The sequence below is a fragment of the Sphingobium sp. VMM genome, assembly GCF_056790315.1.
In genome coordinates this window covers 140,603-152,059 of sequence record NZ_JBXGSI010000010.1, presented here as the reverse complement: position 1 = coordinate 152,059, position 11,457 = coordinate 140,603, and the positions used below count along the sequence as shown (strand labels likewise).

Below are 11,457 nucleotides of genomic sequence, written 5' to 3'. Positions count from 1 at the left end.
TCACCCAGGAAAATCAGAATGCATAGCCAATTGCTTCCTCCATCGCTCGCGCTGCTGCTCACCGCTTGCGCCAGCGTCCCGAACACGCCCGCGCACGCGCCACGCATCACTCCGCCCAATCGCCTGGATGCGGCGGCGGCGAACGACGCGGCAATAACCGGGACAGACCGCTGGTGGACGGCGTGGGGCGATCCCGCTCTTGATGCGCTGGTCGAGAAATCGCTCGAAGCAAACGCCGATATCCGCGCTGCAAAAGCCCATGTCGCCGCCGCGCGTGCGCTAGTCACTGTCGCGGAATCGGCGCTTTATCCTACCGTTGCCGCAAATGGCACAGCGTGGGCCAGTCAGAGCGATGCCGGGATCGATGACAAGTGGCAGGCCATGCTGCCGTCGCTGTCCGGAAACAGCGGCAGTGGATATCTGGTGGGTCTTGGAGCCACCTGGGAGGCTGACCTGTTCGGTGGACGCCATGCCGACGCCGAAATGGCGCGCGCGCTTTCCGAAAGCACCGCACGAACGGCCGATGGCGTCAGGCTCATGGTCGCCGCCGATGTCGTCGAAAATTATCAGCAGCTGCAGGGGCTGAGGCGGCGCCTCGATGTCCTCGATCGCAGCGAGGCTACGGCCAGTCGCCTTGTCGATTATGCGGCCGCCCGGCAGCGGACGGGCGCCGCGACAGCGGCCGATGTCACCCGCGCCCGCAATGGACTGGAGGCGCTGCGCGCCTCCCGCCCGGCCCTCACATCCCTCGTCGATGCGCGCAAGCGGCGACTGGCCGTGCTGGCGGGCGACGTCCCCGAACAGGCGCCGGATATGGTCACCTCCGCCACTTTTGAGACGCCAGATGCGCCCACCGGGCAACTTCCTTCCGACATTCTTGATCGCCGGCCTGATGTCGCGGCGCGATCATGGCTGGTGAACGCGCGTGCGGCGCGCCTCAAGAGCCTGAAGGCCGATCTGCTTCCGCGCTTCGCCATCCATTTTCTGGGGCAGAACGGGCATATCGAACTGGGCGGCCTGCCGGGCTATGGCGGAACCGGAGGTCTGGTCGGCCTTTCCGCATCGATGCCGCTTTTCAATGCCGGAAGGTTGCAGGCCAGTGTCAAGGCGGGCGATGCCGAACTTGAGGCTGCTCTCGCCAATTATGACCAGGCCATGCTGTCGGCGCTCGAGGAAGTTGAATCCGCTTATGGTTTTCGGGCGGGGCTGGACGAACGCCTGGCCGGGCTTATCCGTACATCCGACATGGCCCGCCGACGCGCCGACCAGCTGGCGATATTGTACGATGCCGGACGCACGCAGTTGGGCGATGTGTTGCAGGCCCGATTGGATGCGCTCTCGGACGAGGACAAGATGGAACAGACCCGCATCGCACAAGGAACGGCAACCGTTCAGCTCTATCGTGCGCTGGGGGGCGGCTGGTAAGGTTGCGCCGGGCCGCTCGGCCAGCGTCGAGGTCTGCTTTTCCGCCTTTTGAGGGCCACGCAGATCGACGAACTCAGCTGACCGATCACGACAAAATGCAGGTCGCTGAGTGACGCTGCAGGATCAACCTCATGATGTGACTGGGAAAAATGCGGCCTCGTATCAATTTTCCAGTCATCAATTAGGTGCCAGGCACAGTGGAATAAAATCTAAAGGTCAACTGTGCTATTCCTGCTTTAGAGCTATGAGAGCGCGCATGCGCCGAACAGAATAGGTGAGCCATGAAGGAGTTTCTCGAACGTGCGGCGAAGGCAGGTGCATTGTCGTTTCGTGACTTGCATATCATTCTCGATGCTCTACCGATCCCCCTTTCCTGGGCTACCTTGCCCGAGGGAGAGATCAGATTTCTCAACCGGGCATTCACGAAAACCTTCGGTTATCCGGAAGGGGCATTCCCAACTGTCGACGACTGGATCGACGGTGCCTATCCGCGTGAACATCATAGGAAAGAAACCCGCCGACTTTGGAATGATCTATGGCTCGCGCGCGCCGAGGGCATATCGGAAATCGATGCTTGCGAGATCGAGATATTATGTGCGGACAAAACGATCCGCACAGCCTGATCTGCCCCCACCGAGTGGACCGATTGGTTTGTTAGTGGATTAAGCCCATCGCCGCCATATTCGGACGGAGGTGGAGCGAAGCGGAACCGGAGGCCGGATATGGCGGTGTCGCCGTTTCCGGTGCCGGCGGTCGGTAGCCCAAGCTGCTGTGAGGGCGAACGGTGTTGTAATGCCGCCGCCATGCCTCGATCAGCACCTTGGCCTCAGCGAGGCTGTAGAAGATCTCGCCGTTGAGCAGTTCGTCGCGAAGCGATCCATTGAAGCTTTCGTTATAGCCATTCTCCCATGGTGATCCCGGCGTGATGTAGAGCGTCGTCACGCCGATCTGCCCCAGCCATTTCTGGACGGCGGTCGCGATAAATTCGCTTCCGTAGCACATTGGGAAGCGGCCCCTCGAAGGGGCGCACCGCCTTGATGAAGGCAAGGGCGCGTAGCGCCCGCAGGCTTCATCAAGGCGGTCATGATCGGCCCGCAGGTCTCTAAAGTGAAGTTGTCGACTCAACCCTTTGGAGACAGACCGACCATGACCAAGCGTAGCTCTAATCCCACCGACGCCGTGCTGGTAGCCATCGATATGTCCAAACACCGCCAGGAGGTCCTGATCGAACGTCCAGAAGGCGGACGCCGACGTCGCATGACGGTGATGGCGACAAAGGCAGATTATGATCGCTTGGCCACGGATCTTAGCGACATCGGGCGTCCGATCATCGTCGGCTTCGAGGCTACTGGTAACTACCATCGCACGCTGGCGCATCGCCTGCTGTCCGCCGGCTTCGAGTTGCGCTTGATCTCGTCCGTTGCCTTGGCTCGAACGCGCGAGGCTCTGCACAATGGCTGGGACAAGAACGATTCCAAGGATGCGCAAGTGATCCTGCACATGCTGCGGATTGGCGCCACCCAGCGATACGTCGATCCGCTCGCCGCCGGGATCAACGACCTGCAGGAGATGTCGAAAACGCACGAGGCGATCTCCAAGGCTAAGACGCAGACATGGCATCGCATCCTGACCCACTACCTGCCGCTCTATTTCCCGGAGATTGAACGCTTCGCTGGCAACAGCCGATCCGACTGGTTCCTTGCTCTGCTCGAACGATTCCCGACCCCAGCCAGCATGACTGTGCTCGGCCAGGAGACTTTCTCCCGCGAAGCATGGGACTTGGTCGGCCGCAAGGTGTCCAAAGCCCGGCTGATCAACGATATCTACGAGACCGCCTGCGCCTCCGTGGCGCTACCTGTCGACGAGGATTCCGTCTCGATCGCTATGTTCCGCATGGTGATCGCCCAAGCACGCAACCTGATCCGACAGCGCGACGAGATCGAGCGAACGGCGCATGCCATGCTGGCCGAAAACCGCGATTATCAGCTCTTGCGCATGATCCCCGGCATTGGGCCCATCAATGCGTTGACCATTCTCGCCGAGGCAGGCGATCTACGCCGCTTCAGCCATCACCGCCAGTTCCTGAAGTTCTGCGGTCTTGATCTTGCGACCCGGCAGTCCGGCACATTCCGAGGCCGCACGATGCTGTCCAAATACGGTGATGCGCGATTGCGGCGGACCTTTTGGATGGCTGCCCAGGTCGCCGCACGTCAGCGCAACAACAGTTTCCGCGACAAGCTCGGACGATACACTGCCGGGCACGCGGACGATGCCGATCGTCGCCGCAAGGCGATGACGGCGCTCACCGCCAAGATGGCGCGCGTTGCCCATGCCGTCATCAAGACGGGGACAGAGTACCGACCGTTCCTTGAACGGTCGGATGCCAGGTGGAAGGACCCCTCTCTGCAAGTGCCGTGAGGGCGCGAAAGCGACCCTGTAGATAATGTTCGGGCCTTCCACCTGGGTGCGTATCTCGTTCTAAGGACGGTGAGGACCACGGCCGCTTCGGCGCCGCTGGATCCTGTGTTTGCTATGGCAGGGAGCGATCCCGTTGACGGTGGAAGCCATCTGGCTCAGAATGCATGCCTCGCCGCTCAATGTCGGCGCATAGAGATCTGTTGACCAAATCTCGCTTTCCTTCGTGACCCAGGACGTTGTCGGACCGTATATGTACCGGAGGACCGCGAGAAATGAACAGGTCGGCCAGCGCCGCCAGCACATCCTCGTGTTTGAGCTGCCGGGCAACGATGAGTGCCAGGCACTCCCTGCTGGCCTCATCGATGATGGTCAGGATCCGGAACTTGCGGCCATCGTGCGTGCGCCCTTCGACGAAGTCGTAGGCCCACACATGCCCGGGATACTCAGGCCGTAGGCGGATACATGATCCGTCGTTGAGCCACAGGCGTCCCCGTTTGGGCTGGCGCAGCGGGACCTTCAGTCCTTCGCGTCGCCATATCCGCTCGACCCGTTTGTGGTTCACCGTCCACCCCGCATGGCACAGCAACGCCGTCACCCGGCGGTAGCCATAGCGACCATATTGCTTCGCCAACGCGACGATGTCCTCCGTGAGCGCCTGTTCGTCATCCGCCCCACGCGGCACCTTGCGCTGTGTCGATCGATGCTGCCCTAGCACCCGGCATATCCGTCGCTCGGACACTCGGATCGGCAAATCTTGTCGCAACTGATCGATGCAGCGCCGCCGCCGCGCGGGGCTTAGAAGTTTCCCTTGGCAGCTTCCTGCAAGATCAGCTTGTCCAACGTCAGATCCGAAATCGCCCGGCGTAGCCGCTGGTTCTCTTTCTCCAGATCCTTCATCCGCCGCGCTTGGTCGGTCTTCAGGCCGCCATATTCCTTGCGCCAGCGATAGTATGTCTGCTCGCTGACTGCGATCCGGCGGCACGCCTCTGCTGTCGAGGCTCCCTGCGCCAGCACAATCTCAGCTTCACGCAGCTTGCCGATAATCTCTTCCGGCTTGTGCTTCTTGCTCGGCATTCATCGTCCCTTTCGTGGTCCAGACTATCATAGTCTCTGGGCCACTCAGCGGGGGGCAGATCATATCACTGACCTTGCCGCTGCTTCGGGTTCAAGGGGGCTCGCTCAAAACCAGCATTGTTTGCAGGCCGAGACCAGCGTGTTGATGGAGGTGCTGCGCAATCATGGCGACGAAGTGCGACGACGCGTCCGATATCAGATTAGTATGCCACCCTTGAAGCATTGCTGGTTCCGATCGTGTTGCTAACGCAACGTACGGCGAACTGCATCTTGCCATCCGGCGACGAGCGTTTTGCGTTCAAAATTCGCCATTTTCGGTTCAAAAATCTGTCCCTGCGTCCAGGTTTCGGCCAGAGCGTTGAGATCCGCCCAGAGCCCTGTCGCAAGGCCCGCATGAAAGGCAGCGCCAAGCGCTGTCGTCTCAAGATGAACGGGCCGCTCAACCTTCGTTTCGAGCATGTCGGCAAGGAATTGGCAAAGCCAGTCATTTGCGGCCATACCGCCATCGACGCGCAGTTTGGCAGGGGCTGCGCCGCCATCTGAGACCATCGCTTCTGCAAGATCCATAGTCTGGTAGGCGACCGCCTCAAGCGCGGCGCGAGCGAGATGGGCCTGGGTCGCGTCAAGCGTCAGGCCAAAAATCGCACCACGCGCATCAGGATCCCAGTGAGGCGCGCCAAGTCCCACAAAAGCCGGAACCATATAGACACCATGACTGGAGGGAACCCGCGTAGCCATATCGTTCGTTTCACGAGCATGCGTGATGACGCCGATCCCGTCCCGCAACCATTTCACCGCCGCGCCAGCAACGAAAATCGAACCCTCAAGAGCATAGGTCATCTGCCCGTTCAGGCGATAGGCTGGTGTCGTGAGGAGGCGGTTATTTGATTCCAATGCCTCGGTACCCGTGTTGAGGAGCATGAAGCAACCGGTGCCATAGGTCGACTTCGCCATTCCCACGCCAAAGCAAGCCTGACCGAACAGCGCGGCCTGCTGATCCCCGGCAACACCGGCAATGGGGATTGCTGCGCCCAGAAGCGCAGCGTCAGTCGTGCCGAAATGATGCGCATTATCATGCACCTCGGGAAGCACCTGCATCGGCACACGCAGCAGACGACACATTTCCTCATCCCAACGTTGCTCGCGGATGTTGTAGAGCATCGTCCGACCAGCATTGGTCACGTCCGTGGCATGAACCTTCCCACCCGTCAGGCGCCAGATCAGGAAACTATCGATGGTGCCAAACGCAAGCTCACCCCTTTCAGCGCGCTCTCTGGCGCCGCCGACATTATCAAGAATCCAGGCGAGCTTGGTGCCCGAAAAATAGGGATCGACGAGAAGGCCGGTACGCGAGCGCACTTCCGCCTCAAATCCTTCCTCTCCCTTGAGTTCGGCGCATAGTCTGGCGGTACGGCGATCCTGCCACACGATGGCGCGATGGATCACCTTCCCAGTACCGCGCTCCCAAACGACCACTGTCTCGCGCTGGTTGGTGATGCCGATGCCGGCAATGCCGCCGGTACCCACCCCGCTCTTCTCGATAGCTTCTTTGGCAAGACGGAGGGTGTCGCGCCAAATGTCCTCCGGGTCATGCTCCACCCACCCCAGGTCGGGATAATGTTGTTCGAACTCACATTGCGCGCTTGCAACGGGACGCGCGTGCCTGTCGAACACGATGGCGCGCGTCGATGTCGTGCCTTGATCGATGGCCAGAATGTGCACAGGCTGAGGCATTAGGCGGCTCTCCGGGCTTTTCTTCAAAGGTTTACTTGACAGGCATGTCCGTATCGCCCGGCGCACCTGACTTGCTTCGCGAAGGTAAATATGGCTTGACGGCAATTTGATAGAGACCAGCGCCGAGCGTTCCACCAAGTAACGGCGCGGCAATCGGGACCCACCAGTAATTCTCGGGACTTGGAAAAGCGGCCTGATCGTATCCGGCGAGCCAAGCCAGAAGCCGTGGCCCAAAATCGCGAGCGGGATTGAGTGCCCAGGCTTCCAGATATCCTGCGGACGCGCCAATGGTCGCGACCAGCAGACCGATCATGAGAGCGCTCGAATTCGCCCGTGGCGCAACATCGTTGAACTCGTCCGTGATGGCGAAGATTCCCAGCAACAGGAGGCCGGTCAGGATCACTTCATCCCAGAATGCGTGGATCGGGGTGATATGTTCGCCGGGATGAGTGAAGAATACCCCTGCGGCGCCACCTGTCGCACGCGTCAAGCCATGGGCTGCATTATAAGCGTCAATCACCGGATGATAAAGTTGCAGCACCAGGCTGGCACCGATGAACCCACCTATCACCTGCGCTATCCAATAAGGCAAAATCTTGCGTTTGGGGAAACCACGGAAAAAAGCGAGCGCCAGCGTGACCGCCGGATTGGCGTGTGTTCCGGAAACGGCACCCGTGACATAGATCGCGATTGTCACGCCCAGCCCCCAGGCGATGCAAACGCCCCAATAGGCCTGAGCATAGGGACTCGGGTCATAAAGGGTGATCATGGCTGCCGCACCATCACCGATCAGGATTATGATCGCGACCGCCAAGGCCTCGGAGATGAGTTCGCCGATCAGGGCGCGGCGATATTCCACCTTCAAGTCTCCCCACGTTGGAACAATTTTCATCTGAAACTGCCCCATCTGCACACGCTTTCATATTAACGTCAACTCTTTCGTTTGCATTTTCGGTTTTGGCATATTATTTTCTATCGAAAGAAGCCTGGGAAAGATGCCCTTCGGATCGAACCAGGACACTTCCGCCGCCTTCCTATCGAGAGAAGATCGAATGACCGCATGCCCGCCCCCCTCTCCTGCTACCGGTATGCACGTCGAAACCTATGATTTGTTGATCGTGGGGGGAGGCGTGAATGGCGCCGGGATAGCACGCGACGCCGCCGGCCGCGGACTTTCGGTCCTGCTGGTAGAGCAGGACGATCTGGCCAGTTATACCTCCTCATCATCGACAAAACTAATCCACGGCGGGCTGCGTTATCTGGAATACTACGAATTCCGCCTAGTCCGAGAGGCTTTGATCGAACGCGAGCGGTTACTGGCTATGGCGCCGCACATCATGTGGCCGCTGCGGTTCGTCCTCCCGCAATCACTTTCCCCTCGCCCCGCCTGGATGGTCCGACTTGGCCTGTTCCTTTACGATAATCTGGGTGGCCGGAAGAACTTGCCCGGAACCGAAACGATAAACCTCGACCGCAGCCCGCGCGGGATCGGGCTCAAGCCCCAGAAGGGCAAGAAACGGGGCAAGGCTTTCGTCTATTCAGACGGGTGGGTGGAAGACAGCCGGCTCGTCGTACTTAACGCAATGGATGCGGCTGCCCGCGGCGCCCGGATCGAAACACGCACACAGCTAACGCAAGCACAAAACGAAAATGACGAGTGGATTGCAACGCTCGAAACGAAAGCCGGTACAGTCCGTCAGGTGCGCGCAAGGATGCTGGTCAATGCCGCCGGTCCATGGGTCGATAAGGTTCTTGGCCGCATCGGGCGCAGCAACAACAATCGCGGCGTGCGGCTTGTCAAGGGCAGTCATATGATATTGCCGCGCCTCTACGATGGCGACCATGCGTTCATGCTGCAGAATCCGGACCGTCGCATCGTCTTCGCGATTCCTTATGAAGGCGAATTCACACTGATTGGCACCACCGATGAGCCCTGGACGGACGAACCCGGCAAGGCTGAAATCAGCCAGGGCGAAGTCGACTATCTGTGCGCGACGGTGAATCGCTATTTCGAAAAGGAGATTACACCGTCCGATATCGTGTGGAGCTATGCCGGCATCCGCCCGCTTTATGACGATCATGCTGCCGACGCCTCTGCGGTAACGCGTGACTATGTGCTCGATTTCGAGAAACCCGAGAAAACACGGGCGCCACTACTCAGTATCTTCGGCGGAAAGATCACCACTTATCGCAAATTGGCTGAGCATGCGATGGAGCATATAGCTGAAGTGTTCCCAACTGCCGGGAAGGCCTGGACAGCAGGTGAACCGCTGCCCGGTGGAAATCTGCCGGGGCAGGACTTTGATCGGTTTGTGGCTGACCTGTCATCGCGGTGGCCGGACATGCCCTCAAAGTTGCTTCGCCGCCTCGCTCGGGCATATGGCACAGAAGCGATCCAGATTCTTGGCGCCGCAAGCGTTCCGGCTGACCTGGGCGAGGACTTCGGGGCCGGGCTCCACGCCGCCGAGATAGAATATCTGTTCGCGGCCGAATGGGCGCGTACAGCAGAGGATATTCTTTACCGACGCTCGAAGCTGGGCTTGCATGTGCCGCCTGGGACCGAGACTGAAATCGATGCCTATCTCAGCACACTTTCCCGGTGCGTCGCTTCGCTTTAGTGATCAGCAAGATCACAAGGAAACAGGAAGCAGGAGCAATGGAGCGAGGAACCGCGGCTGAAGGCGATGTCGTCGCAGCACGTCGAGAGCATATCCTGGAGATAGCCCGCAGCGCTGGCAGCGTTGCCGTTGAGGATCTGGCCGAGCGGCTTGGCGTAACACCGCAAACGATCCGCAAGGACCTGAACGTGCTAGCCGGACAGTCGCTGCTTTCCCGCATTCATGGCGGAGCGCTGGTGACCTCCGGCGTTGACAACCTGGCCTATGACGCACGTCGGACTGTCGCATCGAATGCGAAGGCTCGTATTGGGGCAGCAGCTGCCGCGCTGATCCCCAATGGCGCTTCCCTGTTCGTGAATATCGGCACCACAACCGAGGCTGTGGCTGCAAATTTTGTGCATCATCGCAACCTCATGGTGGTCTCGAACAATCTCAACGTCGTTGACACCCTTTCAGATCATCAGGCGATGGAACTTGTCTGCGTAGGCGGCAAGGTGCGCACCGGCGATCGTGCCGTGGTGGGGGCGCTCGCAATGCGCTTCATCGAAAATTTTCGCGTCGACTATGCGCTCATCGGCATCTCGGCGATCGACATTGACGGAAGTCTGCTCGATTTCGCGATCGATGAAGTGGAAGTCTCGCAGACGATCATCCGTAACGCGCGCAAGGTGATCCTTGTAGCTGATTCCAGCAAGGTGGGGCGCTCGGCTCCAGTGCGTGTGTGTGGAATGGATGTGATCGATTTCTTCGTCACTGATCGGATCGACGATCCGAAGCTCCGTTCCACATGCGAACGTCATGGCGTCAGTCTGATCGAGACCAGCATTACTTGCTGACCTTCCCAAGCGATAGCCCGGGTACACTTGGTTGCATGGCAATACGTCAAGTGGGCGAACAGCCTCCTGGGGCTGCTTCGGTGATGACCTTCAGAGGGACTGCGCCATCTTTCAGGAGCAACGGATCAGCCCCGACCTAGCCGATGACCAATGCCCTGCCCATAGTCTTTCGTGGCATGCATGCAAACGAGCGCCGCGACGCCCCCGCGCTTCAGGGTCAGGATCTGTAATTGCAGTTGCTAGGTTTCGTGGACAAAGGTTGACAGCAGGATCGGGCGTTGATTCAAGGCTGCCTTTTGGAGGTGGCGTTGGGCGAGCGTATTGGGCTGACGGAGGACGAGTGGGGGATCATCGGCACATTACTGCCATCTGAGCGTGGTCGTGGCTGTCGTCCAGCACAGGACAACCGGCTGTATTTCGAAGGCATGATGTGGATCGCCCGCACAGGTTCGCAATGGCGCCACTTGCCGGATGAATATGGCAAGTGGAACAGCGTTTTCCGCCGCTACCGGCGCTGGGTTACGACCGGGGTGTTCGAGGCGATGCTCGAGACACTGGGCGAAATGGTGGCTCGTGATGCCACTGCGGACATGATCGACAGCACCGTGGTCCGAGCACATCATTGTGCCGTCGGCATAAAAAAGGGACTCAGGAAACCGAGGCGCTTGGCCGATCGCGAGGCGGATTCAGCACAAAGCTCCACGCCCGCTGCGATGCCAAAGGCCGACCGCTCGGCTTTGTCCTGACGCCGGGCCAGAGCCACGATATCCAAGGCTTTGGCCCGCTGTTCCGTTTGATTGCTCATAAGATCGAGGCATTGTTGGCGGACAAGGGCTACGATGCAGATGCCATCCGCGAGGAATTGGCCAATGCTGACGTTGAGGCTGTCATTCCCGCCAAAAGCAATCGGCGCGATCCAATCCCACACGATCGCGAAAAATACCGTGACACCGTCGTGGTCCACAGCATGGATCGATTGGCGCGTAATCTCGACGATCTGCGCAAACTGGTTCAGTCCCTCACCAAAAGAGGCGTCCGGATCGAGTTCGTGAAGGAAAGCCTGGCCTTCTCGGGCGAGGATTCCCCGATGGCCAACCTGATGCTCTCGGTCATGGGTGCGTTCGCCGAATTCGAGCGCGCCCTGATCCGGGAGCGGCAGCGCGAAGGCATTGCGGTCGCCAGACAACGCGGTGCTTATCGCGGGCGGAAACGTTCCCTCTCCGACGAAATGGTCGCCGAGCTGCACCGCCGTGCTGATGACGGCGAGCGCAAGGCCGTCATCGCCCGTGACCTGGGGATCAGTCGCGAAACCCTCTACCAGTATCTCCGCGCTGCCACCTGAGCCGGTTTCA

General features: G+C 59.7%; 8 protein-coding genes and 4 pseudogenes. 8 read left to right on the top strand and 4 right to left on the bottom strand.

From position 1 onward, the window contains the following. Positions 1-18 precede the first annotated feature (18 nt). Positions 19-1,425 carry an efflux transporter outer membrane subunit gene (locus ACUCV3_RS14830; RefSeq protein ID WP_482240712.1) on the top strand — a complete coding sequence of 469 codons (1,407 nt, stop codon included), beginning with the start codon at positions 19-21 and terminating at the stop codon, positions 1,423-1,425. A 281-nt stretch (positions 1,426-1,706) separates the two neighbouring features. After that, on the top strand, positions 1,707-2,048 hold the full coding sequence (locus ACUCV3_RS14825) for a PAS domain-containing protein (RefSeq protein ID WP_004207052.1): 342 nt from the start codon (positions 1,707-1,709) through the stop codon (positions 2,046-2,048). A gap of 31 nt (positions 2,049-2,079) precedes the next feature. On the opposite strand, the pseudogene ACUCV3_RS14820 reads toward ACUCV3_RS14825, so the two are convergent. Then, a pseudogene (locus ACUCV3_RS14820) lies at positions 2,080-2,418 on the bottom strand (integrase core domain-containing protein); the annotation flags it as partial. 153 nt (positions 2,419-2,571) lie between these two features. Between ACUCV3_RS14820 and ACUCV3_RS14815 the strand changes: the two are divergent. Then, a pseudogene (locus ACUCV3_RS14815) lies at positions 2,572-3,865 on the top strand (IS110 family RNA-guided transposase). Positions 3,866-4,078: 213 nt separating this feature from the next. Here ACUCV3_RS14815 and ACUCV3_RS14810 read toward each other — a convergent pair. The 3 genes and pseudogenes from ACUCV3_RS14810 to ACUCV3_RS14800 form a co-directional block, all read right to left on the bottom strand. Continuing rightward, positions 4,079-4,917 (bottom strand): annotated as a pseudogene (locus ACUCV3_RS14810) (IS3 family transposase); the annotation flags it as partial. A 243-nt stretch (positions 4,918-5,160) separates the two neighbouring features. Next, entirely contained in the window at positions 5,161-6,651 is a 1,491-nt protein-coding gene (glpK, locus tag ACUCV3_RS14805) for a glycerol kinase GlpK (RefSeq protein ID WP_004207049.1), read from the bottom strand. A 31-nt stretch (positions 6,652-6,682) separates the two neighbouring features. Beyond that, on the bottom strand, positions 6,683-7,558 hold the full coding sequence (locus ACUCV3_RS14800) for an MIP/aquaporin family protein (RefSeq protein ID WP_228221667.1): 876 nt from the start codon (positions 7,556-7,558) through the stop codon (positions 6,683-6,685). Positions 7,559-7,739: 181 nt separating this feature from the next. On the opposite strand from ACUCV3_RS14800, the gene ACUCV3_RS14795 reads away from it, so the two are divergent. The 5 genes and pseudogenes from ACUCV3_RS14795 (at position 7,740) to ACUCV3_RS14775 (ending at position 11,447) form a co-directional block, all read left to right on the top strand. Continuing rightward, positions 7,740-9,269 carry a glycerol-3-phosphate dehydrogenase gene (locus tag ACUCV3_RS14795; protein ID WP_037490106.1) on the top strand — a complete coding sequence of 510 codons (1,530 nt, stop codon included), beginning with the start codon at positions 7,740-7,742 and terminating at the stop codon, positions 9,267-9,269. Then, positions 9,269-10,105: a DeoR/GlpR family DNA-binding transcription regulator gene (locus ACUCV3_RS14790; RefSeq protein WP_228221668.1), complete on the top strand. Its 837-nt coding sequence runs from the start codon at positions 9,269-9,271 to the stop codon at positions 10,103-10,105. The genes ACUCV3_RS14795 and ACUCV3_RS14790 overlap by 1 nt, the downstream gene beginning before the upstream one ends. 302 nt (positions 10,106-10,407) lie before the next feature. Beyond that, positions 10,408-10,851, top strand: coding sequence for an IS5 family transposase (locus tag ACUCV3_RS14785; protein ID WP_323156774.1), 444 nt, complete (start codon positions 10,408-10,410; stop codon positions 10,849-10,851). Then, a pseudogene (locus ACUCV3_RS14780) lies at positions 10,812-10,964 on the top strand (transposase); the annotation flags it as partial. The gene ACUCV3_RS14785 and the pseudogene ACUCV3_RS14780, both read left to right, overlap by 40 nt. 3 nt (positions 10,965-10,967) lie before the next feature. Beyond that, positions 10,968-11,447, top strand: a complete 480-nt coding sequence (locus ACUCV3_RS14775; RefSeq protein WP_482240744.1) for a recombinase family protein — start codon at positions 10,968-10,970, stop codon at positions 11,445-11,447. The last annotated feature ends 10 nt before the right edge of the window (positions 11,448-11,457 follow it).